27 protein-coding genes are annotated in these 24516 nt (G+C 68.5%); 11 read left to right on the top strand and 16 right to left on the bottom strand.

Annotated elements, in window-relative coordinates:
* Window positions 1–99: 99 nt before the first annotated feature.
* Window positions 100–1092: an NADP-dependent oxidoreductase gene (locus MO1_RS07375; protein ID WP_060915673.1), complete on the top strand. Its 993-nt coding sequence runs from the start codon at window positions 100–102 to the stop codon at window positions 1090–1092.
* 3 nt (window positions 1093–1095) lie between these two features.
* On the opposite strand, the gene MO1_RS07370 is transcribed toward MO1_RS07375, so the two are convergent.
* From MO1_RS07370 to MO1_RS07360, 3 genes are read right to left on the bottom strand one after another with little or no spacing between them, the layout of a single operon-like run.
* Complete coding sequence (locus tag MO1_RS07370; protein ID WP_060915672.1) at window positions 1096–1917, bottom strand: ABC transporter permease; 822 nt, start codon at window positions 1915–1917, stop codon at window positions 1096–1098.
* The gene (locus MO1_RS07365; protein WP_036312868.1) at window positions 1914–2795 is read right to left on the bottom strand and encodes an ABC transporter permease; all 882 of its coding nucleotides are present in this window, start codon (window positions 2793–2795) and stop codon (window positions 1914–1916) included. Before MO1_RS07365 ends, MO1_RS07370 begins: the two co-directional genes overlap by 4 nt.
* A complete protein-coding gene (locus MO1_RS07360) occupies window positions 2792–3733 on the bottom strand; it encodes an ABC transporter ATP-binding protein (RefSeq protein ID WP_060915671.1) in 942 nt (313 codons plus the stop codon). The genes MO1_RS07365 and MO1_RS07360 overlap by 4 nt, the downstream gene beginning before the upstream one ends.
* Window positions 3734–3787: 54 nt before the next feature.
* Between MO1_RS07360 and MO1_RS07355 the strand changes: the two genes are divergently transcribed.
* Window positions 3788–5662, top strand: coding sequence for an ABC transporter ATP-binding protein (locus MO1_RS07355; protein ID WP_060915670.1), 1875 nt, complete (start codon window positions 3788–3790; stop codon window positions 5660–5662).
* A 97-nt stretch (window positions 5663–5759) separates the two neighbouring features.
* On the opposite strand, the gene MO1_RS07350 is transcribed toward MO1_RS07355, so the two are convergent.
* Window positions 5760–7658, bottom strand: a complete 1899-nt coding sequence (locus MO1_RS07350) for a phosphoenolpyruvate carboxykinase (GTP) (RefSeq protein ID WP_060915669.1) — start codon at window positions 7656–7658, stop codon at window positions 5760–5762.
* 110 nt (window positions 7659–7768) lie between these two features.
* On the opposite strand from MO1_RS07350, the gene MO1_RS07345 reads away from it, so the two are divergent.
* From MO1_RS07345 to efeB, 4 genes are all read left to right on the top strand, one after another.
* A complete protein-coding gene (locus MO1_RS07345) occupies window positions 7769–9202 on the top strand; it encodes a helix-turn-helix transcriptional regulator (protein ID WP_060915668.1) in 1434 nt (477 codons plus the stop codon).
* A 168-nt stretch (window positions 9203–9370) separates the two neighbouring features.
* Window positions 9371–10324, top strand: a complete 954-nt coding sequence (efeU, locus tag MO1_RS07340) for an iron uptake transporter permease EfeU (protein ID WP_060915667.1) — start codon at window positions 9371–9373, stop codon at window positions 10322–10324.
* On the top strand, window positions 10321–11559 hold the full coding sequence (gene efeO, locus MO1_RS07335; RefSeq protein ID WP_036312886.1) for an iron uptake system protein EfeO: 1239 nt from the start codon (window positions 10321–10323) through the stop codon (window positions 11557–11559). The genes efeU and efeO overlap by 4 nt, the downstream gene beginning before the upstream one ends.
* Complete coding sequence (gene efeB, locus MO1_RS07330) at window positions 11556–12857, top strand: iron uptake transporter deferrochelatase/peroxidase subunit (RefSeq protein ID WP_060915666.1); 1302 nt, start codon at window positions 11556–11558, stop codon at window positions 12855–12857. Before efeO ends, efeB begins: the two co-directional genes overlap by 4 nt.
* A gap of 85 nt (window positions 12858–12942) precedes the next feature.
* Here efeB and MO1_RS07325 read toward each other — a convergent pair whose 3' ends face one another.
* The 11 genes from MO1_RS07325 to MO1_RS07275 form a co-directional block, all read right to left on the bottom strand.
* Window positions 12943–13119, bottom strand: coding sequence for a CsbD family protein (locus tag MO1_RS07325; protein ID WP_018188814.1), 177 nt, complete (start codon window positions 13117–13119; stop codon window positions 12943–12945).
* Between the two features lie 64 nt (window positions 13120–13183).
* The gene (locus MO1_RS07320) at window positions 13184–13798 is read right to left on the bottom strand and encodes a hypothetical protein (RefSeq protein WP_060915665.1); all 615 of its coding nucleotides are present in this window, start codon (window positions 13796–13798) and stop codon (window positions 13184–13186) included.
* The gene (locus tag MO1_RS07315; RefSeq protein WP_036312896.1) at window positions 13795–14379 is read right to left on the bottom strand and encodes a DUF6286 domain-containing protein; all 585 of its coding nucleotides are present in this window, start codon (window positions 14377–14379) and stop codon (window positions 13795–13797) included. Before MO1_RS07315 ends, MO1_RS07320 begins: the two co-directional genes overlap by 4 nt.
* Entirely contained in the window at window positions 14376–14771 is a 396-nt protein-coding gene (locus MO1_RS07310; protein WP_060915664.1) for a hypothetical protein, read from the bottom strand. The genes MO1_RS07315 and MO1_RS07310 overlap by 4 nt, the downstream gene beginning before the upstream one ends.
* Complete coding sequence (locus MO1_RS07305; protein ID WP_036312902.1) at window positions 14771–14959, bottom strand: DUF2273 domain-containing protein; 189 nt, start codon at window positions 14957–14959, stop codon at window positions 14771–14773. Before MO1_RS07305 ends, MO1_RS07310 begins: the two co-directional genes overlap by 1 nt.
* On the bottom strand, window positions 14956–15426 hold the full coding sequence (locus MO1_RS07300; protein WP_060915663.1) for an Asp23/Gls24 family envelope stress response protein: 471 nt from the start codon (window positions 15424–15426) through the stop codon (window positions 14956–14958). Before MO1_RS07300 ends, MO1_RS07305 begins: the two co-directional genes overlap by 4 nt.
* 141 nt (window positions 15427–15567) lie before the next feature.
* The gene (locus MO1_RS07295) at window positions 15568–15909 is read right to left on the bottom strand and encodes a hypothetical protein (protein ID WP_060915703.1); all 342 of its coding nucleotides are present in this window, start codon (window positions 15907–15909) and stop codon (window positions 15568–15570) included.
* A 5-nt stretch (window positions 15910–15914) separates the two neighbouring features.
* Window positions 15915–16490, bottom strand: a complete 576-nt coding sequence (locus tag MO1_RS07290) for an Asp23/Gls24 family envelope stress response protein (protein ID WP_255209239.1) — start codon at window positions 16488–16490, stop codon at window positions 15915–15917.
* Complete coding sequence (locus MO1_RS07285) at window positions 16487–17017, bottom strand: RNA polymerase sigma factor (RefSeq protein WP_235186133.1); 531 nt, start codon at window positions 17015–17017, stop codon at window positions 16487–16489. The genes MO1_RS07290 and MO1_RS07285 overlap by 4 nt, the downstream gene beginning before the upstream one ends.
* Window positions 17018–17138: 121 nt before the next feature.
* A complete protein-coding gene (locus MO1_RS07280) occupies window positions 17139–18167 on the bottom strand; it encodes a winged helix DNA-binding domain-containing protein (protein ID WP_036312911.1) in 1029 nt (342 codons plus the stop codon).
* 10 nt (window positions 18168–18177) lie between these two features.
* Window positions 18178–18519: a DUF6054 family protein gene (locus MO1_RS07275; protein ID WP_036312914.1), complete on the bottom strand. Its 342-nt coding sequence runs from the start codon at window positions 18517–18519 to the stop codon at window positions 18178–18180.
* Window positions 18520–18681: 162 nt separating this feature from the next.
* On the opposite strand from MO1_RS07275, the gene MO1_RS07270 reads away from it, so the two are divergent.
* From MO1_RS07270 to MO1_RS07265, 3 genes are all read left to right on the top strand, one after another.
* Window positions 18682–20340 (top strand): thiamine pyrophosphate-binding protein, encoded by a 1659-nt coding sequence (locus tag MO1_RS07270; RefSeq protein WP_060915661.1) that lies wholly within the window; start codon window positions 18682–18684, stop codon window positions 20338–20340.
* A 502-nt stretch (window positions 20341–20842) separates the two neighbouring features.
* Entirely contained in the window at window positions 20843–21472 is a 630-nt protein-coding gene (locus MO1_RS14990; RefSeq protein WP_081417013.1) for a pyridoxamine 5'-phosphate oxidase family protein, read from the top strand.
* Window positions 21473–21536: 64 nt separating this feature from the next.
* On the top strand, window positions 21537–22055 hold the full coding sequence (locus tag MO1_RS07265; protein ID WP_052009494.1) for a hypothetical protein: 519 nt from the start codon (window positions 21537–21539) through the stop codon (window positions 22053–22055).
* 139 nt (window positions 22056–22194) lie between these two features.
* Here MO1_RS07265 and MO1_RS07260 read toward each other — a convergent pair whose 3' ends face one another.
* Window positions 22195–22608, bottom strand: a complete 414-nt coding sequence (locus MO1_RS07260; RefSeq protein WP_052009495.1) for a MerR family transcriptional regulator — start codon at window positions 22606–22608, stop codon at window positions 22195–22197.
* Between the two features lie 88 nt (window positions 22609–22696).
* On the opposite strand from MO1_RS07260, the gene MO1_RS07255 reads away from it, so the two are divergent.
* Together MO1_RS07255 and MO1_RS07250 are read left to right on the top strand one after the other, a co-directional pair.
* Window positions 22697–23680 (top strand): aldo/keto reductase, encoded by a 984-nt coding sequence (locus MO1_RS07255; RefSeq protein ID WP_060915660.1) that lies wholly within the window; start codon window positions 22697–22699, stop codon window positions 23678–23680.
* Window positions 23681–23885: 205 nt separating this feature from the next.
* Entirely contained in the window at window positions 23886–24377 is a 492-nt protein-coding gene (locus tag MO1_RS07250) for an HIT family protein (protein WP_060915659.1), read from the top strand.
* The last annotated feature ends 139 nt before the right edge of the window (window positions 24378–24516 follow it).

The raw sequence follows: 24516 nt of genomic DNA, 5'->3' as shown, positions 1-24516 counted from the left end.
CACCCCACCGGGAGGGACGCGGCATCCTTTCTGTCAAGAGCTCCCTTCGCACCCGGTGCGGGTCTATCGTCGGCCACACAGGCACGTGAGGAGCGGACGATGGCGATCAAGAAGGTGACCCAGGCATCGGTCGTCGAGTACGACGAGGCCGGCGGACCCGAGGTGTTGCACCTCGTGCAGAGGCCGCTCCCTGAGCCTGGCCAGGGCGAGGTGACCGTCGAGGTCATGACGATGGGCCTCAACCACATCGACGGCTTCGTGCGCTCCGGCGCGGAGAAGGAGTGGGACGACGAGTTCCCGCGCCGATCGGGCAGTTGCTTCGCCGGAACCGTCATCGCGGTCGGGCCCGACACCACCGGCTTTCCGGTGGGGAGCGACGTCGTCGGACACCTGCGCGCAGGCGCCCAGGCGAGCCATGTGACCGTCTCGGTGGACCGCCTGGTCCGCAAGCCCAAGAACGTCACCTTCGAGACCGCGGGCGGCCTCTACCTCGCCGGGACGACGGCCCTCGACATCCTCGACGAGCTCAAAGTGGGCGCGGGCGACACGGTCGTCGTCTCCGCGGCGGCGGGCGGCGTCGGAAGCGTCGAGGCGCAGATCGCGATGCATCGCGGCGCCCGCGTGATCGGTACGTGCGGCGCCCGCAACTTCGACTATCTGCGACAGCTCGGCGTGAAGCCGGTGCAGTACGGCGACGGCATCGTCGACCGCATCCGCGCTCTGGCTCCGAACGGAGTGAGCGCGTACATCGACAACTTCGGACAGGACGGGCAGGACATCGCCGAGGCTCTCGGCGTGCCGGCTGGCAAGTTCCGCTCGAGCGCCGACCGTCGCGACCGTGAGGTCGCCCTGCTCTCCGACGAGCCCGACGCCGTCGCTCACGGGACCGAGCAGCTCCGCAAGGTCGTCGACCTCGCCGAGAAGCGGGCCGTGAACGTGCTCGTCTCGGGCTTCTACCCGCTGGCGGACGTCGCCGAGGCCTACGACGACCTGCTGAAGCTGCACTCCCGAGGCAAGGTCGTGCTCGCGACGCATCCGGTCAATCCCCGCCGCATCCGCAAGGCGCGCGAGGTCATGGAGTCCGGCCGCTGAGCCTCAGTCGAGGAACAGCGCGCGCAGCCGCTTCGTGGTGAAGACGAGCCCGACGGCGATCATCACGACGTAATACAGAACGTGCCACAGCATGTCGACCGACAGGATGCCGAGGGTCAGCCCGCGGATGAGTTCGACGCCGTGCCACAGCGGCAGCGCCATGACGATCGACTGCACCCAATCCGGGTACACCGTGATCGGGTAGAACGTCGCCGAGAAAAGGAACATCGGCAGCAGCACGAAGTTGATCCAGTCCATGTGCTGGAACGTCTTCATGTAGCTCGTGATCGCCATCCCCAGGCTCGCGAAACCGAACGCGATCAGGAGTACTGCCGGAATCGCGAGGATCGCGGTCCAGGCGAGGTTCAGCCCGAGCACCTGCATGACGATCATGAATCCGGTCGCGTAGAGCAGGCCCCGCAGGAGCGCGTAGAGGATCTCGCCGAGGGCGACGTCGAGAGGCCCGAGCGATGTGGCCAGCATCCCCTCATAGAGCTTCCCGTAGTTGAGTTTGAAGAAGACGTTCCACGTGGAGTCGTAGATCGCGCCGTTCATCGCCGAGACGGCGAGCAGTGCGGGCGCGATGAACGCCTTGTAATCGACGTCGATGCCCTGCGAGGTCTGGACGGTGCCGATGAGCGCGCCGAGGCCGAGCCCCATCGACAGCAGGTAGAAGACCGGTTCGAAGAACCCGGAGAGCACGACCGCCCAGCTCGACGAGCGCGCGGCGAGGAACCCGCGCTGCACGACGGCGCCGGGGTTGCCCGCCCAAAGGGCACGCACTCCCCCGCGGCGGGCGGCGCTGTCGACAACGACGGCGCTCACTTGGCGAGCCTTTCGATGAAGACTTTCCGGCCCCAGAGGTACCCCACTCCTGCGAGCACGACGAGATACGCGAGGTGGACGACGATCATCAACGGCGGCACTGCGGCACCGTACGTGCCCAGGCGACCGAGCTCGGCGCCGTGCCAGAGCGGCGAGATCCAGCCGATCCACTGCAGCCAGACGGGCAGCGTATCGAGGGGGTAGAACGTGCCCGAGAACAGGAACATCGGCATGAAGATGAACCGCTGCACGAGAGCGAACTGTCCCTTGTCGTCTTCGATCCAACCGGCATACGCCATGAGCGGGATGCCGAAGGCGAGACCCGCGAGGATGCCCGCCGGGATCGCGATCCATCCGGTCTCGGGATTCGGCACCGTCGTCCACCCGATGCCGAGGGCTCCCAGGAGCCAGATGAACAGGTAGTACGCCGCGACCGCGAACGTCATGCGGGCGGCGGCGCCGATGATGACACCGTTCGCGATCTGGGGACTGGACAGCGCGGACGCGTTGAAGCCGAAGAAGTACCGTCGCCACTTGAACCCGGCCATCACGGGGTAGGTCATCTCCTCGGAGGCGACCGAGATGGCAGCCGTCACGAGCAGCGCGGGCGCGACGAACACGAGGTAGTCGACCTGCACGCCGCGGTCGTCGATGGGTGTCTGGATGAGAGCGGCGAGCCCGGCCGCCAAGCCGAGCAGATAGAGGACGGGCTGTCCGAGCGCGCCGACAACGATGGTCCAGCCGTAGGCTCGCATCGCCCGGACCATGTGCTCGGTGACGTACCAGCTGCCGAAACGGCGGGGTCGCCGGCCCCACTCCATCGCCTCCGCGCGCAGCTGGTCGAGCGTGGGCTGCGCCGCCTGTGTCGTCTCGCTCATTCGATGAGCGACCGTCCGGTGAGGCGGAGGAACACGTCCTCCAGGCTGGACCGACGGACCAGGCTCGTCATCGGCTGCAGGCCCGACGAGGTGACGCGTTCGAGAGCGGCTTCGCCGTCGTGGGCATAGACGAGGATGCGGTCGGGCAGGACCTCGACGCGGTCGCCGATCCCCTGCAGCTGAGCCGCGACCTGCTCATTGCGGTCGGACCCGAAGCGCACCTCGAGCACCTCCCGGCTGGAGTGCTCGCGGATGAGGGAGGACGGGCTCCCCTCGGCCATGATGCGCCCCTTGTCGACGACGACGAGCCGGTCGCAGAGCTGTTCGGCCTCGTCCATGTAGTGCGTCGTGAGGACGAGGGTCGTGCCGCGCTCCTTGAGGCGGAACAGGCGGTCCCAGAGCACATGACGCGCCTGCGGGTCGAGACCGGTCGTCGGCTCGTCGAGGAGGAGGATGCGCGGGTCGTTGATGAGCCCGCGGGCGATCGTGAGTCGGCGCTTCATACCGCCGGAGAGCTGGTCGACCTTGTTCTTGGCCTTGTCCTCGAGCTGCGCGAACGCAAGGAGCTCGTCAGCCTTCTCGGCGCACACCTTGCCGGGAAGGCCGAAGTAACGCCCGTAGATGTAGAGGTTCTCCCGGGCGTTGAGCTCGCCGTCGAGGTTGTCCTGCTGCGGCACGACACCCAGGCGCGAGCGGATTTCGGGACCGTACCGGTCGGGGTCGAGCCCCAGGATCGCAAGGTTGCCGCTCGTCCGCGTCGACACGGCGCCGATCATCTTCATCGTCGTCGACTTGCCTGCGCCGTTCGGCCCGAGCAGACCGAAGGACTCTCCGGGCGCCACCTCGAACGACAGCCCGTCGACGGCGACGAAGTCGGGCTTGCCCTTGCTCTTGTAGGCCTTCACGAGGTTTTCGGCGCGGATCACGGGTTCTGGCACCGGACCACCCTACCGACGGGCTCGGACATCGTGAGGACGGAGGAAGATAGAGGGATGTCCACGCCTCGCCGCGGTCTGCGCCGCCCCTCGAAGGACGACGGCCCCCGCGCCAACCTCCGTCAGCTCGTCCCGTTCCTCCTCGAACACAAGCGCGTCCTCGTGGTCGTCGGCGTCCTCAGCGTGCTCGAAGCCGTCGCCACCCTCGTCCAGCCGCTCCTCGTCGGCGACGTCATCGGCCGCGTGCAGGCGGGTCAGGCCCTCGGCATCCTCGTCTGGGTCCTCGTCGGCCTCGTCGTCGTGTCGTCCCTCATCGGCGGCTTCCAGCACTACCTGCTGCAGCGCACCGGCACCGCGGTCGTCTACTCGAGCCGTCGCCGCCTGATCGCGAAACTCCTGCACCTGCCAGTACAGGAGTACGACGCCCGACGGACCGGCGATCTGGTGTCGCGCGTCGGCACGGACACGACCCTGCTTTACGCCGTCCTCACGCAGGGCTTCGCCGACTCGATCGGCAACGCGCTCATCTTCGTCGGCGCGATCATCGCGATGCTCATCATCGACCCGATCCTGCTGCTGCTGATCGTCGTCGTGATCGGCGCCTCGGCGACCGTCGTCGTCGTGCTGAGCGGCCGCATCCGTCGGGCCACGCTCGAGCAGCAGGAGAAGGTGGGCGCCCTCGCCTCGGGCGTCGAGCGGGCGATCGGCTCGATCCGCACGATCCGCGCATCGGGCGCCGAGGCGCGCGAGCAGGACACCATCTCGGCGACGGCCGGCGAGGCCTACGACGCGGGTGTCAAGGTGGCGAAGGCCTCGGCGATCGTCGTCCCCGTCGCCGGGATCGCTCTGCAGGTGTCGCTCCTCGTGGTCCTCGGCGTGGGCGGATTCCGCGTCGCGTCCGGCGCCATCGAGATCGCGCAGCTCGTCGTCTTCGTGATGTTCCTCTTCTTCCTCGTTCAGCCGCTCGCCTCGTTCTTCGGCGCGATCACGTCGGTGAACCAGGCACTCGGCGCGCTCGGCCGCATCCAGGAGGTCCTCGACCTGCCGGACGAGACGGCGGAGGATGCCGCGATCGCCGCCTCCGCTGCGTCAGCCACCTCCGCCTCGACGGCCGCGATCGAGTTCCGCGACGTGCACTTCTCCTACCCCGAGGCGGTCGTCCGCGCACGCCGGAGCGCACAAGACGAGGCGCTCAAGACCCTCGCCGACGCCCGCGCGCCTATCCCTGAGGAGTCCGAACCGGAGCCCGAGGCCACCGTGCTCCGCGGCGTCTCGTTCGAGGTACCGCGCGGAGCGCGCGTCGCCCTCGTCGGACCGTCGGGAGCGGGCAAGTCGACCACCCTTGCCCTCATCGAGCGCTTCTACGACCCGACCGCCGGCGCCATCCTCATCGACGGGATCGACGCCCGCGCGCTCGACCGCCTGTCCCTGCGCGCACGCCTCGGGTATGTGGAGCAGGATGCCCCGACCCTCGCCGGGACGATCGCCGATAACCTGCGCCTCGCCTCGCCGAACGCGACTGACGCGGACTGCGAGCGCGTGCTCGACGCCGTGAACCTCACCGAGGTGCTCGAACGCTCCCCCCTGCGGCTGCAGGCTCCCGTCGGAGAGGCGGGCGTCATGCTGTCGGGCGGCGAGCGTCAGCGTCTCGCGATCGCGCGCGCCCTGCTGGCCGCTCCCCCGATCCTGCTGCTCGACGAGTCGACGTCGTCCCTCGACGGACTCAACGAGCAGCGCATGCGCGACGCGATCGACGCCGTCGCGGCCGGTCGCACGCTCGTCGTCATCGCGCACCGGCTGTCGACCGTCGTCGACAGCGACCTCATCGTCGTCCTCGACCACGGCCGCGTCGTCGGACAGGGTACGCACGACGAGCTGGTGCGCGACGTGCCGCTCTACCGCGACCTCGCCGCCCGCCAGTTACTCGTCTGACGCCCTCCATCCCCGAACGCACGGCGATCCGACGCGAACTGCGACTCCCGGCATCCGGGAACAGCAGTTCGCGTCGGGTCGACGGCGCGTCCGGGCGTCAGACCGTCTGCTGCGTGCGCTGCAGTCGGTAGCGGAGGGCGGCGAGCTCGGCGTACAGCGCTGCCGGGACCTTGCCGCCGAACGTCCGGTAGAACTCCTCGGTGAGGTCGGCCTCGGCGAGCCAGGATGCCGGGTCCACCGCGAACAGCTCGTCGAGATCCGCCTGCGGCACGTCGATCCCCGCGAGGTTCAGGTCGGACGTCTCGGGGAGACGGCCCACGGGGCTGTCCACCGCACCGACCGAGCCGTCGACGCGGCGGATGATCCAGTCGATCACGCGGGCGTTGTCACCGAATCCGGGCCACAGGAAGCGCCCATCGGCGCCCTTCCGGAACCAGTTGACCTGGAAGATGCGCGGGGCACGGTCGAAGCGCAGCTTCTGCCCGACCTTCAGCCAATGAGCGAAGTAGTCGGCCATGTTGTAGCCGCAGAACGGCAGCATCGCGAACGGGTCACGGCGCAGTTCACCGACGAGCCCCTCGGCCGCGGCCGTCCGCTCCGACGAGATGTTGGAGCCCATGAAAACACCGTGGGTCCAGTCGGTGGCCTCGACGACGAGCGGCACGTTGGTGGCACGGCGGCCGCCGAAGAGGATCGCGTCGAGGGGAACGCCCTCGGGCGCATCCCAATCCGAGGCGATCTGGGGGCACTGGCCCGCGCTGACGGTGAAGCGCGAGTTCGGGTGGGCGGCAGGACGATTGGATGCCGGGGTCCAAGGCTTCCCCTCCCAATCGGTGAGCTCGGCGGGCGCCTCGTCGGTGAGGCCCTCCCACCACACGTCGCCGTCGGGACGGAGGGCGACGTTGGTGAAGATCGTGTTGCCCCAGAGAGTGTCGACGGCGGTCACGTTCGTCGACTCGCCCGTGCCGGGAGCGACCCCGAAGAAGCCGGCCTCGGGGTTGATGGCCCAGAGTCGACCGTCTTCGCCGGGACGGAGCCACGCGATGTCGTCGCCGAGGGTCTCGACGCGCCAGCCGGGGATGGTCGGACGGAGCATCGCGAGGTTCGTCTTGCCGCAGGCCGAGGGGAACGCGGCGGCGACGTGGTATGCCTTGCCCGCCGGGTCGATGACTCGGATGAGCAGCATGTGCTCGGCCAGCCAGCCCTCGTCGCGGCCGATGACCGACGCGATGCGGAGGGCGAAGCACTTCTTGGCGAGGATCGCGTTGCCGCCGTAGCCGGAACCGAACGACCACACCTCGAGGGTCTCGGGGAAGTGGACGATGTACTTCTCGTCATTGCACGGCCACGCCTCGTCCTGCTGCCCCGGCGCCAGCGGTGCGCCGACCGAGTGCACGGTCTTGACCCAGGGTTTGCCGTCGGCGATCTGCTCCAGCACCTCCGTGCCGACGCGCGTCATGATGCCGATCGAGGTGACCGCGTAGGCACTGTCGGTCACCTGCACGCCGATGTGCGAGAGGGGCCCGCCGACGGCGCCCATCGAGAAAGGCACGACGTACATCGTCCGGCCGCGCATGCTGCCCTCGAACAGGGGCGTGATCGTGGCGCGGATCTCGTCGGGCGCGATCCAGTTGTTCGTGGGCCCGGCATCCGCTTCACGCTCGGAGGCGATGAAGGTGCGCCCCTCGGTGCGGGCGACGTCGCTCGGGTGCGAGCGGGCGAGGTAGGACCCCGGCCGCCATTCGGGGTTGAGCTTGATGAGCTTGCCCTCGTCGACCTGCTGCCGCAGCAGCGCGTCGTTCTCGGCGGCCGAGCCGTCGACCCAATGGATGCGGGCGGGCTGCGTCAGCGCAGCGATCTCGTCGACCCAGGCGTGGAGAGCGGTCATGCCGTCCCCGGTCGCCGCGGGACGGATGCCGGCCAGCACGGGGGCCGTGTCGGGCGCGACGGACGATCCGGTGCGGGTGGGGCGGGTGAACAGGTCTGCGATGGCCATTCGGCGCTCCTTGGTCGGGGTGGGCGTTCTCCCACTCTGCGCGCCCTCTCGATCACTTTTCGTGCTCGCGTCGACTAAAGAATCGGGATTCTTTCGCTAACATCAAGATCATGGCGACGCTCCTCCAGCTCTCGACGCTCGGTCACCGCATCCGGCACCAGCGCACCGCGCACGGCTACACGCTCGATGAGTTGGGCGAGATCGTCGGCATCGCCGGCAGCCAGCTCAGCCTGATCGAGAACGGCAAACGCGAGCCGAAGCTCTCGGTGCTGCAGGCGATCGCATCGGCGACCGGCACCGATGTCACCGATCTGCTCTCGAACGAGCCGCCCAACCGGCGTGCCGCGCTCGAGCTCGACCTCGAGCGCGCGCAGCAGAGCCCCGTCTTCCGCCGCCTCGGCGTTCCGCCCGTGCGAGTCACGAAGACGATGTCCGACGAGACGATCGAGGGCATCCTCGCCCTCCACCGCGAACTCGAGCGTCGTGAGCGCGAATCGATCGCGACACCAGAGGAAGCACGACGCGCGAACACGGAGCTGCGACTGCGGATGCGGGACCAGAACAACTACCTGCCCGAGATCGAGAAGCTCGCCGAGAAGAAGCTCAAGGCTGCCGGGCACACCACCGGCGCACTCACTCACCGGACCGTGAGCATCATGGCGGAGCAGCTCGGGTTCGAGCTCATCTACGCCAGCGACCTCCCGCACTCGGCGCGTTCAGTCACGGACCTCGAGAACGGGCGCATCTACTTGCCGCCGGCATCCATCCCCGGTGGCCACGGCCTGCGGTCGATGGCGCTCCAGGCGATGGCGCACCGCCTTCTGGGGCACACGCCGCCCACCGATTACGCCGATTTCCTCCAACAGCGCCTCGAGATCAACTACTACGCGGCCTGCTGTCTCATGCCCGAGACCGCGTCGCTCGCGTTCCTGACGCAGGCGAAGAAGGACCGGAACCTCGCGGTCGAGGACTTCCGCGATGCGTTCGGCGTGACCCATGAGGCTGCCGCCATGCGCATGACGAACCTCCTCACCCAGCACCTCGACATCCCGTTGCACTTCCTGCGCGTCGACGGCGCGGGCGCGATCAACCGGGTCTACGAGAACGATGGACTGCCACTGCCGATGGACGTCACGGGGTCGGTCGAGGGGCAAGTGGTGTGCCGGAAGTTCGCGGCGCGGTCCGCGTTCGCGGAACAGAACCGCACGACGGAGCATTACCAGTACACCGACACCCCCGGCGGCACGTTCTGGTGCTCGAGCCAGACCGGTACGACCGGCGAAGGCGAGTTCTCGATCACGGTCGGCGTGCCGTTCGACGACGCACGCTGGTTCCGCGGCCGCGAGACGCACAAGCGCGCGAGCTCGACCTGCCCTGACGAGGCCTGCTGCCGACGCCCGGACGCCGACCTCACCGAACGCTGGCAGGGCAAGGCCTGGCCGAGCGCACGTGTGCACATGCAGATGTTCTCGCCGCTGCCCCGCGGGATGTTCCCCGGGGTGGATGACGGCGAGGTGTACTCGTTCCTGGATCGACACGCCTGAGCCGTGTTGAAGGCGCATGCGTCGCGGGTGTACGCTCACGCGGTGAGGTTCGCCTAACCTAAGCTGCCACGTCACCTCGTCACTTCGGTGTCGTGCAGCCGGTCCCGCGGACGGGCTGCGACGGGGCAGTGGGCACCGGCCTCACTCCCGAACATCCGAGAGATACCCGTGCTCGCCTCGCTCCTCCCTCCCTTCCTCATCGGCCTCCGCGAAGGCCTCGAGGCAGCGCTCGTCGTCGGCATCCTGGTCGCGTACCTGACGCGCATCGGCCGTCGGGACGTCCTGCCGAAGCTCTGGGCAGGCGTGGGGCTGGCCGTTGCCCTGGTCGTCATCATCGGCGCCATCCTCACGTTCGGTGCCTACGCGCTGACCTTCCAGGCACAGGAGCTCATCGGCGGCCTTCTCTCCCTCCTCGCAGTGGGGATGGTGACGTGGATGATCTTCTGGATGCAGCGCACTGCCCGCACGATGCGTTCCCACCTCGAAGGCGGCGTCGATCGCGCGCTCGCGATGAGCGGCTTCTGGGGAATCGTGTTCATCGGCTTCGTGTCCGTGGCTCGCGAGGGGATCGAGACGACGCTGTTCCTGTGGTCGATGGTGCAGTCCGCCGGCCAGGAGAGCCTCGGACTCCTGGGGGCGGTGCTCGGGATTGCGGTCGCCGTCGCCCTCGGCTGGCTGCTCGCCCGCGGTGTCGTCCGTCTCGATCTCCGCCGCTTCTTCGCCTGGACCGGCGGATTCCTCGTGATCGTCGCCGCCGGCGTGCTCGCCTACGCCTTCCACGATCTGCAGGAAGCCGGCGTCCTCCCCGGCCCCTTCTCGGGATCGGCCACGATCGACCCCGCCACGGGCAGCGTCGGCGTCGGGTGGGCCGGTTTCCCGTTCGGCTGGGCCTTCGACGTCACGGCGCAGATCCCGCCCGGCGGCACACTCGCCGCCATCCTGCAGGCGACCGTCGGCTTCATGCCCGACATGACCTGGCTGCAGGTGGTCGCCTGGGTCCTCTACCTCGCCGTCGTCGGCTCGTTCTTCGTCCGCGGTCTGGTCGGTCGCAAGCCCGCGCCGAAGCCGGCCGCTTCCTCTGACACGCTCGCCTCTCGTCACGCCCCCCAAGGAGCATCATGACCCGCACCCGCCGCGCTCGTGCGCACGCATCCCTCGCCCTCGCCGCCGTCGGCATCGTCGCCCTCTCCGGATGCGTCGCGAAGACCGACGTCGCCAGCGCTGATGCGCTCACCGTCACCTCCACGGACACCTCGTGCGACGTCTCGGCGGCCGCCGCGAAGAGCGGGACGCTGACATTCGCGGTGTCGAACAAGAGCTCGCAAGTGAGCGAGTTCTACTTGCTCGCCGAAGACGGGCTCCGCATCATCGGCGAGGTCGAGAACATCTCCCCCGGTTCCGAGCGCACGCTCACCGTGGTGGCTCAGCCGGGCGAGTACAAGACGCTCTGCAAGCCCGGCATGGTCGGTGAGGGAGTGGGTCGCGCCGACTTCAGCGTCACCGGCAAGACGGTCGCTGCGACCGGGGACGACGCCGAACAGAAGCAGAAGGCCGTCGACCTGTACGCAGCATTCGTCAAGGACCAGGTCGAGCAGCTCGTTCCCGCTGTGGAGAACTTCACCACCGCCTACGAGGCCGGACGCGACGACGACGCCCGCGCGCAGTTCCCGCAGGTCCGGGCGTTCTACGAGCGCATCGAGCCGGTGGCGGAATCGCTCGGTGACCTCGACCCGCGCATCGACTACCGCGAAGTGGATGCCGTGGCGGAAGGCCTCGACTGGACCGGCTTCCATCGCATCGAGAAGGATCTCTGGGTCCCGAAGAAGGACGCGCTGAACGCCGACGGCGAGACGCCCGCGTGGAAGGACTGGGCACCCTCGACCCCTGCTGAGCGCGCGACCTACGGCGACAAGCTCATCGCCGACGTCGGCGAGCTCAACGATTACGTCCACTCCGACGCATTCCAGCAGGCTCTTGATGCGCAGGGCGTCGCGGGCATCTCCAACGGCGCCATCGCACTGCTCGACGAGGTCGCGACCGGCAAGATCACGGGGGAAGAGGACTGGTGGTCCGGTACCGACCTCGCGGACTTCGCCGCGAACGTCGAGGGTTCGAAGATGGCGTTCTCGCTCGTGAAGGACTTCGCCTCGGCGACCGGCTCCGACGGCGCGGCGCTGTCGAAGGAGATCACCCGCCGCTACGACGACCTGGACGCGGCCCTCGCTGCCCACGGCTCGCTCACGAAGGGCTTCGTGACGTACCGGACGCTGACGGAGGACGACAAGCGCGAGTTGACCGACCTGATCAATGCGCTCGCTGAGCCGCTGTCCCGCCTTACCTCGACGGTCCTGCAGTGACGGAGGACGAGCCCACCCGCGAAGAATCGGCACCTCCGGCCCTGAGCCGGCGCGGTCTGTTCGGCCTCGCCGCCGGCGTCGGTGCGGCGGGCCTCGCCCTCGGCGCGGGAGCCGGGTCGGCGGCGGGAGTGGCGATCGGTCGCTCTCGGGCCGCGGAGGAAGCGTCACCCGTGTACCCGTTCACCGGGACGCACCAGGCGGGCATCACGACCCCCATGCAGGACCACCTGCACTTCGCGGCGTTCGACATGATGGCCGGCACCACTCGCGAGGATCTGCAGTCGCTCCTGCGGGACTGGAGCTACGCCGCCGCTCGGATGACGCAGGGGCTCGACGTCAGCGCGACGGGCGCGGTCGGTGGATCGCCGGAGGCGCCGCCGGATGACACCGGTGAAGCGTTGGGACTCCCGGCATCCGGCCTGACCGTCACGTTCGGGTTCGGTCCGACCCTCTTCACGGCGGACGACGGCACCGACCGCTACGGGCTGGCCGCGCTCCGCCCCGCGGGGCTTGCGAAGCTCCCCGCTTTCCTCGGCGACGACCTCGACCCCGCCGCGTCGGGCGGCGACCTCTGCATCCAGGCCTGTGCGGACGACCCGCAGGTCGCGATCCACGCGATCCGCAACCTCAGCCGCATCGCCTTCGGACGGGCGCGTCTGCGCTGGTCGCAGCTGGGCTTCGGCAAGACCTCGAAGACGTCGGCTGCGCAGGCGACACCGCGAAACCTGTTCGGATTCAAGGACGGCACCGCGAACATCCTCTCCGACGACACCCAGGCTCTCGCCGACCACGTCTGGGTCGCGTCCGCCGACGAGCCGGCCTGGCTCGCGGGCGGCTCGTACCTCGTTGCGCGCAAGGTCGCGATGCTGATCGAGACGTGGGACCGCGTACGACTCTCCGAGCAGCAGCGCATCATCGGCCGGGACAAGTCCGAGGGTGCTCCTCTGTCCGGTGGCAGCGAGACGACGGCACCCGACTTCGACAAGAAGGATGCCGCCGGCGGCCTCGCGATCGACGCCCGCTCGCACGTGCACCGCGCCCACCCCGACGTGAACAACGGCATCCGGATCCTTCGCCGCGGCTACAACTACGTCGATGGGAACACCGATCTCGGGCGCCTCGACGCAGGTCTGTTCTTCCTGTCTTACCAGCGGAGCCCCGACCAGTTCGTGACGCTGCAGCGAGCCCTCTCGACCGACCTGATGAACGAATACGTGCGTCACATCGGGTCGGGGGTCTGGGCGATTCCGCGCGGGGCGAAGGCGGGTTCCTACGTCGGGGCCGAGCTGTTCACCTGACCGCGGAAACGCGAAAGCGGGGAGCACAGTCCCCCGTGTGCTCCCCGCATGTCTCGCGCTGCCCGAGAGGCGCGAGTGGTGAAGGTCAGTCCTTCTTGAAGGCGTCCTTCACGTTCTCGCCGGCCTTCTTCGCGTCAGCCTTGGTCTGGTCGGCCTTACCCTCGGCAACGAGCTTGTCGTTGTCCGTGGCCTTGCCGATCGCTTCCTTCGCCTTGCCGGCGATGTCCTGAGCGGCGTTCTTGATCTTGTCGTCGAGTCCCATGAGGGTCTCCTTTCCTTGTGGGTGGGTGGGTGTAACCGGTGCCTGGACCGGGGTTCGATGCGGGTCAGCTGACCCGCGGGGCGTCGGAGGCGAGCTTGCTGCGGAGACCTCCGTGGACGGAGATGTACGCGGCGGTCTCGGTACCGGTCACAGCTGCCAGCCCGTCCATCACGCGGTCGACGTAGTCGACGACGCTCCGCGGGTCGGCGCCCTGGCGAGCGATGACGCTCACGTGGAGCACCGGCTCGTCGCGCACGCTGTGTGCCGTGACAGAGGCCGAGAGCACACCGTCCTGACGGGCGAGGGAGTTCTTCACCGCGTCGGCGGCGAATCCCTCCGTGACGGTGACTCGACCCAGGGGGGTCTGCGATCCGCTCGAGCGGAGGACCGTCCGGGAGCGCCGGCTCACGAGCGTCGTGAGGCCCGCGAAGAGGATCACCGCGATGACGATCGCACCTGCTGTCGCTCCGATCACGGCCCAGCTGAGCCCGGTGTCGCCGATCTTCGTGGCATCGCCGGCGGCTCGGAGCCCGTCGAAGGCGGCCTGACCGGACGAGGTCCAGACGTCCCCGACGGCCGGAACTGCTGCTGCGGTGGCCGCCGCTCCCCCGCCGATGAGCAGGACGAGGCCGACGATCAGGAGGACGGTGCGGTTCAGCGCACGGTTGGTGTCGTTCATGCCGCCTTCTCCTCTTCGTCGTGGCGCTCGATCCGAACGCGGGTGCGGACGGGTCGTGCGAGTTTCAGCGAGGCGATCTCCGCCTCGGCCAACGAGGTGACCTGCGCCTTCTCGATCGGGATGCCTGCTCCCGGCCGGACGGTGACGTCGACGCTCCGGTGGGCGACGCCCACGGTCACGCGGTCACGGGCGATGCCCGTCTCGTCACTCACCCGCTGGGCGAGTGCCGAGGCGACCACACCGTTGTCGACGACGGCGACTCGGCCACCGGCATCCATTTCATGCTTGGACAGACGCCCCGGCGACACGGCCAGGACGACGAGCCAGAGCCCGAGTGCAGCCACGACCAACCCGCCGGCGACGCCCGCTGCCACGGGGACGCTCGAGGGGAGGCCGGCCAACCACTGCAGAGCAGCCATCGGCCGCACGAACAGTGCGGGCTGTGCGGCGAGGGCGAGGATGAGTTCGACCGCGACGTACAGGGCCAGGATGATCCCCAGCAGGACGACGACGGCGAAGGCGACGCTGCGCGGCGAGTGCGTCTCGCGGCGCACGACGCGACGGAGCACGGGAGTGGTCATCGCACACGCTTCCTTTCTGGGGTTCGGGCACCAGTCACGGTGAGGTCGATTCGGGCGATGTCGCGCCCGAGGAGGTGGGTCAGTCGCTCACGCAGCTGCTCCTGCATCTGCGCGGCGCGCTCGAGGACGGGAGTGGTGCTCCGCACCGATTCCAGGTCATCGAGGTCGGGGACCGGTAGGGGGCTCGATACCTTCAGAGCCATACCGTCCCGTCGATCAGCGACACCCACGGAGATCTCGCCCCGCGGGACGCCGATGACATCGGCGGACACCGCCCGCGCGACGCCGACGAGCACACGCTCGGCGACCTCGGTGCGGCCGGCGACGCCGGGGGCTGCGGCGGCGAGTCGCGAGGACTCGCCGCCCGCCGTTCCGTCGGTGTCGGTACGCATCAGGAGGTGCGCCGTCCCGTGAAGGCGTCAGTCACCGCGCGAACGTCGAGCTTGCCCGACGCGATGCGGCCGATGACCGCGCCGATCGCCATGAACAGGGCCGTGAGGAGGAATCCCCAGAACCCGAACACGAGGGCGACGACGGCAAGGATGGCGCCGGTCAGTGCGCCGATGATCGTGGTGCTCATGAGACGCGCGACTCCTCGTGCTCTTCGTCTTCGTCACCCGGGATGTGGACGTCGTCGACGGTGACGTTGACTTCGACCACGTCGAGTCCGACGAGGCGGGTGATGGCACCGGCGACGGCGTCACGGACCTGCGCGGCGACCTGGTGGACGGGAGTCGGGTACTCGACCACGATGGTGAGGTCGACGGCGGCCTGGGTCTCGCCCACTTCCACCTTCACGCCCTGACCGAGGTCGGTGGCGTTGATGGCGTTGCGGATCGCGCCGAGGGCACGAGCTCCGCCGCCGCCGAGAGCGTGGACACCGGGAATCTCGCGAGCCGCGATCCCGGCGACCTTCGCGACGACGCCATCAGAGATGACGGTCGTGCCGGCCGTGGCGGCCGTGGTCTCGGCAGCCTTCGGTGCGGTGCGGTCGACGCGCGCGCCGGGAACTGCGGGGGTGGTCGTGGTGGGGGTCTCGTCAGCCATGATTCTCCTCTTTCTGAAACGATCTGGCGGCGCACCCTGCGGTGCGACGTGGGCCGTTGTTGTCGGCCTCGTACATAAGAGGGTGGGGCGTCCCGATTCCTCACAAAAAAGTTCGGAGAATTTTCGACGGGCCTTGCGAGGTCAGTGGATGCGGGCGATCTGGATGCTGATCTGCGCGTCGCCGGGGGTGTTGGCGAGCAACGCGTCCGCTACGCGGCGGGCCGCGGCGGGCGTGTTGTCGTGCGAGGCGGTCGCGATGCGGGCGGCGACCAGCGGCATCCCGTCGCGGACCGTGACGGCGACTTCGGCGACCCGGTCGCCGTCGGCACCTGCAGCGGCGGCGATCAGACCCGGGATGCGGGCGATCGCCGAGCGCGGCGAGTAGACATCGGTCACGCCGTCGACGGCGCGGATGCGCGCGACGAGGTCGGGCTGGTCCTCAGGGGTGCCAGCGGGCTCATGAATGGAGGGCAGACCGGTCATGGTGCTCACTCCTCTCCTTCTGTGCCGTGGAGCTCTTCGACGGCGACGTTGACAGCAGTGACGTTGAGTTCAGTGTGCTCGGCGAGCACGCGGTAGACGAGATCTCGGAGGGCGGAGGTCAGATCGGGGATCGACCGACCCCACGCGACCGAGGCGGTCAGGTCGATGCGCACCGGGGCGCCCGGGGTCTCCGCATCGCCGACGATCTGGGTGCGACCGAGGTAGATGCCGTCGAGTTCGTCGGCGCTCGAGCGGACGAGGGAACGGACCGCGCCCTCCGTCACCGTGATCGTGACTCGGGGGTCAGGGTGGTGGATCGGGAAGCTGCGGCCGGCGCGGAGCTCGGAGTGGATGACGGAGAGGATTCCCTCGAACCAGCTCTCGGGTGGTCGCGGCAGGTGCTCGGCATCGTCGGCGACCAGGTCGCGCGAGAGCTGCCCCACGCGTTCGAGGGCCTCGATGACGTTCAAGCAGTCGGGGCACGACTCGATGTGGCGATCACGGGGAGTGCGACCGGCTTGGACGTAGCTGCTGAGCTCATCGATACTGCGCCCGCACTCGAGCGCGTCGTCGTCGTTCATCGCCACCCCTCCATCTCGATCGCGATGCTCGCCCGGGCCCGTGCGAGCAATCCTCGGACGGTGCTGTCGGTCATGTTCATCTCTTCTGCGATCTCGGCATAGCTGAGTTCTGCGACTTCCCGCAGCAACCAGCAACGGCGTTGATCTTCCTTCAATCGATCGAGCGCCCGCGAAAGGGCGGCTAGGCGGTCGTTCTGGATCGCGGCGCGTTCCGGCTGCGCGTGCGAGGTGGGCGGCAGGACCGCGTCATCGAGAGCATCCTCTCGCGAGTTGCGCGTAGCGAGTGCCAGCGCCTCTCGGCCGGCGATCCGCATGAGCCACGATCGGACGGCCGATGGGTCGCGGAGCGTGGGGAGCTGCTTCCAGGCGGTGACGAAGGCGTCCTGCACGACGTCGTCGGTGTCGGCGACCGACCCGACGATCCGGTACACATAGGCGCGGACGAGCGAGGAATGCCGGCGGACGATCTCGCCGAAGGCGGACGTGTCGCCGTCGACAGCGCGCTGAACGAGGATGCGGTCGGGCACATCACGTGGAGAGTCGATGACACACTCCCTCCGACGGTGCCCACAAGGATCAGGGCGCTTGCAGTGACGCTAACCTCGGCGCGATCTCGTCGAAACTTCTTGCGTGCGAGCGCGTGTATCGCTAAGCGCCGCCGAAGAAGCAGCGCACGCGCGTGAGCGCCGCGGTCACCCCGGCATCCGATTCCCCTTCGAACAGGGTCGCGGTCGGGATGCCGCTGCTCCCCGCGGCGAGCGACAGGCTCCACGTACCGACCGCGACGCCGCGGCGCACGATGACGGGGCGCACCATCCCGTTCGCGGTCGGGCCGATCGTGGTTCGGTCTCCCGCGCCCATCGCGAGCGATCGGTCGGCGTAAGACAGCACGTACTCGTCGAAGGCGGGGAGGGCGATCGTGCCGGCATCCGTGGTCGCCTGCCCGCTGGACGGGAGCATCAGGAGACCGTCGTCCGTGCGCTCGACACGATCAGCAGCGCGTTCCGCGACGGCGCGCGAGGCGCCCGCCGGCAGGCCCGCCCACCAGGCGAAGTCCGCGGACGACGCCGGGCCGTGCCCGCGGAGGTAGGCGAGGAGGAGGTCGACGGCGGGGTCGTCGCCGGTGGGCGCCGCGGGCGGGAGCGGAACGAGGTACTGCTCTCGCGTGACGCCTTGCTCGCGCGGCACGACGGGGCCGAGCGCCACGACGCCGCGAAGGGAGAGGGCTGTGAGGATGCGGCTTCCCGCCGGAACCGAGCCCGCGATGCCCTCGCGTTGCAGCGCCTCGACGAACACCGTCCGGGTGAGGCTGCCCTCATCCTCGAGCGCCGAGCGGAACACACGCTCGCCGCGGTCGAGCACGGCGGCGTCTATCCCGTAGGCACGCAGCTGCCGCTCCCCCGTGACGGCCAGGATCATGGCGGCCGTCGCCGGTTCGACGATGTGCAGGGTGCCGCGCTGCGTCCACGCCCGGACGAGGTGCCCGTCGGTGAAGACCCGGTCGACCTCGTCGACGGTGAGGTCACCGGTGGTGCGGATTCCGAGCGCCCACCGCCCGGCGGCGAAATCCTGCGCCTGCACAGCCACCAGACGCCGGGCGACATCAGTCGGTGCGGCAGCGGGTGCGGCGAGCAGGTGCGCGTGCAGTCTCAGACTGCGGAGCGCGTCGGCATCCATCTGCTCTCCGTCACGCCGTCGCGTACGGTTCGAGCGCGTCGACGACGCTCGCGGCGAAGTCGGCGCTCGCGCCCCAGTCGAAGCGGAACAGCGCGCCCTCGCCGCCGCCCGACCCGCGGAAGACCGCTTTCGTCGGGCCGGCGAGGTTCTCGAGGAGCACCGTCAGCGAGGCCCGACTGCTCGTGCGCATGTAGTACTTCTCGAAGATCAGAAGCGCCGTCTGATGGCCCGCCTCCGTCGCCGTCGCGTGCTGGCCGACGCACTCGACCGTCATCCCCGACGCCTGTACGTGCTCGAGGACGATCCGCGCAGCGTCGAACGGCGTGAGGGAGATCTCCATCGTCTGCAGCATGACCGCAGTGTGCCACGCGGGGCCGCGTCGCGCGCGGATAGACTGAGCGCGTCCAGGAGCGAGACAGGTCCTGGTGCTCGGAAAAGGGGCACGCAGCCACCCGCATCGTCGCGGAGCGCGAGACATATACGGCATCCGTCGTCCCCGTCTCCAGGAGCATCCATGCCCACCGTCGCTTCCCACGTCGCCTCCGCCCTCGCCGCCCACGTCGACCACGTGTTCGGAGTCATGGGCAATGGCAACGCCCTCGTCCTCGACGCGCTCGAACGCCGCGACGATGTGATGTTCACCGCCGTCCGCCACGAAGCCGGCGGTGTTGTCGCCGCCGATGCGCACTTCCGCGCCGGGGGCGGCCTCGCCGCCGCGACCTCGACCTACGGAGCCGGCTTCACCAACACCCTGACGGCGCTCGCCGAAGCCGCCCAGGCCCGCGTTCCGCTCGTGCTCGTGGTGGGCGACGAGCCGACCTCGGGTCCCCGCCCGTGGGACGTCGACCAGCTCTCGCTCGCGTCGGCCGTCGGCGTCCGCACATACACGGTCGGACGAACGGATGCCGCGGCCACCACGGTCATCGCGATCGAGCACGCGCTGTCGTTCCGCACCCCCGTCGTGCTCGCGATCCCCTACGACGTGGGCGGGCGCGATGCGGGCGCGATCCCGGCGACGCCCGATCCGGTGCTGCCCGCACCGCTCGCCCCGGCGGGCCCCCACGCCGCCGCAACGGTGGCGGCGATCGCCGGGGCGCTCGCGTCTGCCGAGCGCCCGCTGCTGCTCGCCGGCCGTGGCGCGTGGACGGCGGGCGCGGGTGAAGAGCTCGGACGCCTCGCGGATGCGGTCGGCGCACTGACGGCATCCACTGCTCTCGGACGCGGGATCTTCCCGCGCGGCGAGTTCGACCTGGGGGTGACCGGCGGGTTCGGCGCTGAAGGGGCGATGGCCGCGATCCGCGAGGCTGACGTGGTCGTCGTGTTCGGGGCATCGCTCAACCAGTTCACGATGCGGTTCGGCGAGCTCTTCTCCCCCGAGGCGACGATCGCTCAGGTCGACGTGGCGCCTGCGGCGACGCATCCGCAGGTCGGTCGCTTCCTGCGAGCGGATGCCGCACTCGCCGCCCGTGCGATCGCGGACGAGCTCGAGCGGCTCGGTGCGGCGCCGTCGAACTGGCGCGATCAGGTCGACGTGGCAGGGTTGGGCAAACGCGACGCTGGCGACGGGCTTGCACCGGATGGACGACTCGATCCACGGAGTGCGGCCGCGGCGATCGCGGATCTTCTGCCGGAAGACCGGGTGGTGGTGTCGGACGGTGGGCACTTCATCGGCTGGGCGAACATGTTCTGGCCGGTGGCGTCACCCGACCGGATGATGATGATCGGCACGGCGTATCAGTCGATCGGTCTCGGCTTCCCCTCGGTGCCGGGCGCAGCACGAGCTCGGACGGATTCGACGATCGTGCTCACGACGGGCGACGGCGGCGGGCTCATGGCGATCGCCGACCTCGAGTCGGCCGTGCGGGTGGCGCGCGGGCGGGGACTCGCGGTGGTCTGGAACGACGGTGCGTACGGCGCGGAGGTCCACCTGTACGGCGTCATGGGTCTCGCCCGCGGACCGATGGAGATCCCCGAGGTCGACTTCGCCGGGCTCGCTCGAGCCGTCGGCGCGGAAGGCGTCATCGTCCGAACCCTGGACGATCTGCAGGCGCTGGCGCGCTGGCGCGATCTACCCGCGGATGAGCGTCCGTTCCTGCTGCTCGACCTGCGGATCTCGGGCGCCGTTCGCGCGCCGTATCAGGAGGAGATCCTGCAGGTGAACCTGCGGCGCTGAGGAAGCAGATGCGCTCGCGCCGAAAACGTCGCGAAGAGGTTTCGGTGGGGCGTGGTTTCGGCAGGGGTTTTCGGTGGGCTGCGGGCGGCGTGTCGCTGGGGTGTCTGGGCGGGTCGGGAGTTGCGCCGAAAACGATCGTTTTCGGTAATCACCGTCAGATCGACGTCGGCGTGACTGTGCCCCTATCGCCGGGCGCGATTACGTGACACTGTCAGCAACAGGGAAGGGTTCGGGAACCGTCCCTGCTACAAAACCCCCCCCTGCATCTTGGACGTGATCCTCGTGTTTCGGAAAGGGTGGATCCTCTTGCAGTCGTCTGGGGGCTGATTGCGAGGGGGTCCTCGTTTTCTGGACGGCAGGGGTGCAAGCGCGGAGCTATGACTCGCGCGGACTCGTTCGAGTGGGGATCTCGTTTTCTGCAGTCAGCGCAACCCCCAGTGCGCATGGCTGGCGGGGTCCCCACGCCACACGACCGATCCAGATTCTCTGTGGTCAAGGAGCAATGGTGGACACGCCCTCAGGTTTGGATCGATCCTCCGATTCGTTAGGCAGTCGAGGGCGATCGAGAGGAACCGGCCGCGGTAGCCGAGACAAGGTTCTCCGGCTGACCACAGCCCAGTGCTGGAGCCTCGTCGAGGGGAGCAGCGTCGGCCGGCTGGCGGTGATCGGTGTCGATGGGATGCCTGACATCTTTCCGGTGAACTACGCCGTTCACGGCGGCTCGGTCTACATCCGGTCGGCGCCAGGATCAAAGCTGCTTGCAACGACGGTGCACCCTGTCGGCGCCTTCGAGATCGACGGAGAGGATTCAACGTCTCATTGGAGCGTCGTCCTCCGGGGAGCGGCCGAGAGTGTCGAGACCGACTCGGAGATCCGCGCGGCGGGTATTCGAACCCTGGTGTCGTTGAGCCCTACTGCAAAGTACGACTATCTCCGTGTGACCCCCGTGTCGATCGCGGGGCGTAGGTTCGCGAAACGGGTGAAAACAAGAGATGCGGCGCAGAGCGAGATTCCGAAGGTGCCGGCAGCCGGATCCGAACCAGCGTCCCCCGAAAACCCCTCAGAGACACGTCGCCGGGGTGCGTCAAGGGCACGTCAACCCGTCTCGATCGCACACTACCCACCCCTATGAGCGGTGGTGTTGTGCGTTCGCCGGAACCTGTGCGGCGCTCAGCCGGCAGGCGTAACGTCAGTTCATGAATGCACAATTGAAGATCCCGGGGAGTAACCCCGCGTTGCTGGGCATTGGATCAATACTTCTCACCACCCTTCCGCCGGATCTGATGACCCCGGGCGCACCCGAACGCTACAAAGTCGACGCGGTCTTCACCCGCAGGGTGGGGCCTGACGAGGTTGCCGCCATCGAAGGCGACGAGACTCGCGCGCAACTTTCTGTGCATGGGTATCCGACGACGGAGCTCCATGTGTCTGACCGCCGACTCGAAATAGACAACACCAATCTCGAGGAACTCCGCGACGGCCTCGCTTCGGTGATCGCGGAGCGACTCGCCGACATCGACACATACCTGTCGATCCAGCGAGACGTCGCTGCCCACCACTTCCAGGACTCGTCGGACCTGGAAATGGCGCGAGCCGCGTCGGTCGCCGTCCTCGCCGCCTCCGTCGCCTTCACGCAACGAGATATGGGCGTCGTGTTTGACGACAGCGCGCGGATCAGCGACTGGATGGAAGAAGGAGGCTCAGGCCGCGACTGACAACGAACGCAACCGCCGAAAACGATCGTTTTCGGCGGAGTCATCCCTGTGGGCACTTCCGCAGAGATCGTCGTTCTCGCAGCGATGCGTGTGTCTTGATCGCGCCCCCCACAAGCCGACGGCTGACCCGACAGAGCCGTCAGGCAACCGGTCGGGCGCTGTCGCTCGTCGCGACGATGGTCTGGCGGTACGCCTTGATCTTCCGCTCCAGCGCCGCCAAGTGACGCTGGACCTCGGCCTGCCGGGCGAGGACGGCCGAGTGGTGTTGTTCGAGGAGCGCAAGACGCTCGGCATGATCAGCACCGGCCCGGTACGCCGCCGCGTATTCGCGCATCTCTTGCACGCTCATCCCCGTGCCGCGGAGCATCACCGTTCCGGCGAGCCAGCTCAACGCGGCCGTGTCGTACCGTCGCCACCCGTCCGGACCACGGTCGGGCGCGGGCGCGATGCCTTCCTTCTCGTAGTAGCGGATGGTGTCGACGGTGATGCCGAGGAGGTCTGCAGCGACACTGATCGTGACGGGCTCGTCGACGTGGACCTCGGGAAGCAGCATGGAACTGAGTCTGCCACTTGACATGGTGTGCACACCAGTGTGGAAGGTTGTCTTCGCCCGGGGCACCCCGGCGAGGAAAGGACACCACATGCAGCAGATCCCTCTCGGCTCCCAAGGCCTTCAGGCTTCCGTGCTCGGGCTCGGATGCATGGGCATGAGCGCCTTCTACGGCGGCGCCACCGAAGCAGGCTCCACCGAAGCCATCCGTCGAGCGCTCGACCTCGGGATCACCCTGTTCGACACAGCGGAGGCGTACGGGCCGTTCGAGAACGAGCGACTCCTTGGTCGCGTCCTCGGCACGGACCGGGAGCGTGTGGTCATTGCATCGAAGTTCGCGACGGACTTCACCGACGACGGCGAACCAATCGGCCTCGACGGCTCCCCAGAACACGCGCGCCGTGCGATCGACCGGTCCCTTGGGCACCTCGGTACCGACCACGTCGACCTCTGGTACCTCCACCGTGCAGACCCGAAAGTGCCGATTGAGGAGACCATCGGCGCGATGAGCGAAGCCGTCGCTGCTGGCAAGGTGCGCTACATCGGCGTCTCAGAGACTTCGGCCGAGACGCTTCGTCGGGCGCATGCGACGTTCCCGATCACAGCGATCCAGTCCGAGTACAGCCTCTTCGAGCGCGACGCCGAGCACAACGGCGTCCTCGAAACAGCCTCGGAGCTCGGCGTCGGGTTCGTACCCTTCTCCCCACTCGGGCGCGGATTCCTCTCCGGAACCGTCACCCGCAAAGACGACCTGCCTGAAGGCGACGCCCGCCGCAACCTTCCCCGGTTCTCTGACGAGGCCATCGAGGCGAACCTCCGCGTCGTCGCAGCGCTCAAGGTCATCGCCGACGAAAAGGGCGTCACCACGGCGCAGCTCGCGCTCGCGTGGCTGATCCAGGCTGGCACAGTGCCGATCCCCGGCACCGCCAAAGCCGCGCGCATCGAGGAGAACGCCGCCGCCGCAGACGTCGTACTCACCGCCAACGACCTCGAACGCATCGACGCCGCATCCCCGCACGGCATCACGGTCGGCACCCGTAACACCGAAGCAGGAATGGCACGCGACCGCGGCTGACCTGCACGCGAAGGCCCGCGACACCGAACAGGTCTCGCGGGCCGGCGTCGGATTCAACACCGCGCCCCTCGCAGCGATGCGCCGAAAATCCCTGCCGTAGGGGTTTTCGGTGATCGTTTGTGGCGCCTCTAAAGCGCCGACGGTTCCGGTCCCGCCAGAAACGATCGTTTTCGGCGGGCCGTGTCGCAACGTATCGTCGCCGAATGTGGCCGATGACGAATGTGCCTTTTGCCAGAACATCGCGGAGAACCAGTTCGACGTGATCGCTCGGGGTAGCCGCAGCTTGGTGGTGCTCGACAAGCACCCCATCAATCGGGGTCATATTCTCGTGATCCCGATCCGGCACGCGCTGGACCTGGCCTCGATGACTACGGCGGAGGTAGCCGAGGTTGCCCTTTTCGCCCAGGCTGCCGACCGCGCCATCAGGCGCGTCCTCGATGCAGCTGTGGCAACCAACCTTCTTATGTCGAACGGGCCTGCCGCCGACCAGGGTGTGCCACACGCGCATCTTCACGTGATCCCTCGGGAGCCTGGCGACGGCTACGAATTCCGAGAGGATTACGCTCGCTACCCGCTAGAGGCTCTCACCGAGTTTGAGCGAGAGTCCCTCGTCGAGGAAGTGGGCGGCCTTCTCCACAACGCGGACGTGGAGGCAGACCGCCCCTGCGCGCGGGGGCGGTCTGCCTCCACGTCGTAACGGACGCCGTTTACGGCCCGCTTCCCTTTGAATCACGCGATGCGGTCGAAAACGATCGTTTTCGGCGGGCCCGAATGGACTCTGCCGCATTGCTCGGGTGCGCACGACGGAAGGCGCTGCTTTCCAGGCAGCGGTGTCC

The sequence above is a fragment of the Microbacterium oleivorans NBRC 103075 genome (genome assembly GCF_001552475.1).
Lineage (GTDB): Bacteria > Actinomycetota > Actinomycetes > Actinomycetales > Microbacteriaceae > Microbacterium > Microbacterium oleivorans.
The sequence above is the reverse complement of the archived record's forward strand: the minus strand, read 5'-3'. Positions and strand labels throughout refer to the sequence as shown.

What these genes read in the sequence shown, in the direction of transcription:
- MO1_RS07265 (WP_052009494.1), top strand. Translation starts at nt 21,537, where the DNA reads ATGAATGCACAATTGAAGATCCCGGGGAGTAACCCCGCGTTGCTGGGC.
- MO1_RS07350 (WP_060915669.1), bottom strand. Translation starts at nt 7,658, where the DNA reads ATGGCCATCGCAGACCTGTTCACCCGCCCCACCCGCACCGGATCGTCC.
- MO1_RS07270 (WP_060915661.1), top strand. Translation starts at nt 18,682, where the DNA reads ATGCCCACCGTCGCTTCCCACGTCGCCTCCGCCCTCGCCGCCCACGTC.
- MO1_RS07295 (WP_060915703.1), bottom strand. Translation starts at nt 15,909, where the DNA reads ATGACCGGTCTGCCCTCCATTCATGAGCCCGCTGGCACCCCTGAGGAC.
- MO1_RS07280 (WP_036312911.1), bottom strand. Translation starts at nt 18,167, where the DNA reads ATGGATGCCGACGCGCTCCGCAGTCTGAGACTGCACGCGCACCTGCTC.
- efeO (WP_036312886.1), top strand. Translation starts at nt 10,321, where the DNA reads ATGACCCGCACCCGCCGCGCTCGTGCGCACGCATCCCTCGCCCTCGCC.
- MO1_RS07355 (WP_060915670.1), top strand. Translation starts at nt 3,788, where the DNA reads ATGTCCACGCCTCGCCGCGGTCTGCGCCGCCCCTCGAAGGACGACGGC.
- MO1_RS07345 (WP_060915668.1), top strand. Translation starts at nt 7,769, where the DNA reads ATGGCGACGCTCCTCCAGCTCTCGACGCTCGGTCACCGCATCCGGCAC.
- MO1_RS14990 (WP_081417013.1), top strand. Translation starts at nt 20,843, where the DNA reads ATGGTGGACACGCCCTCAGGTTTGGATCGATCCTCCGATTCGTTAGGC.
- MO1_RS07365 (WP_036312868.1), bottom strand. Translation starts at nt 2,795, where the DNA reads ATGAGCGAGACGACACAGGCGGCGCAGCCCACGCTCGACCAGCTGCGC.
- MO1_RS07325 (WP_018188814.1), bottom strand. Translation starts at nt 13,119, where the DNA reads ATGGGACTCGACGACAAGATCAAGAACGCCGCTCAGGACATCGCCGGC.
- MO1_RS07300 (WP_060915663.1), bottom strand. Translation starts at nt 15,426, where the DNA reads ATGGCTGACGAGACCCCCACCACGACCACCCCCGCAGTTCCCGGCGCG.
- MO1_RS07305 (WP_036312902.1), bottom strand. Translation starts at nt 14,959, where the DNA reads ATGAGCACCACGATCATCGGCGCACTGACCGGCGCCATCCTTGCCGTC.
- MO1_RS07260 (WP_052009495.1), bottom strand. Translation starts at nt 22,608, where the DNA reads ATGCTGCTTCCCGAGGTCCACGTCGACGAGCCCGTCACGATCAGTGTC.
- MO1_RS07290 (WP_255209239.1), bottom strand. Translation starts at nt 16,490, where the DNA reads ATGAACGACGACGACGCGCTCGAGTGCGGGCGCAGTATCGATGAGCTC.
- MO1_RS07310 (WP_060915664.1), bottom strand. Translation starts at nt 14,771, where the DNA reads ATGCGTACCGACACCGACGGAACGGCGGGCGGCGAGTCCTCGCGACTC.
- MO1_RS07375 (WP_060915673.1), top strand. Translation starts at nt 100, where the DNA reads ATGGCGATCAAGAAGGTGACCCAGGCATCGGTCGTCGAGTACGACGAG.
- MO1_RS07315 (WP_036312896.1), bottom strand. Translation starts at nt 14,379, where the DNA reads ATGACCACTCCCGTGCTCCGTCGCGTCGTGCGCCGCGAGACGCACTCG.
- MO1_RS07255 (WP_060915660.1), top strand. Translation starts at nt 22,697, where the DNA reads ATGCAGCAGATCCCTCTCGGCTCCCAAGGCCTTCAGGCTTCCGTGCTC.
- MO1_RS07320 (WP_060915665.1), bottom strand. Translation starts at nt 13,798, where the DNA reads ATGAACGACACCAACCGTGCGCTGAACCGCACCGTCCTCCTGATCGTC.
- MO1_RS07275 (WP_036312914.1), bottom strand. Translation starts at nt 18,519, where the DNA reads ATGCTGCAGACGATGGAGATCTCCCTCACGCCGTTCGACGCTGCGCGG.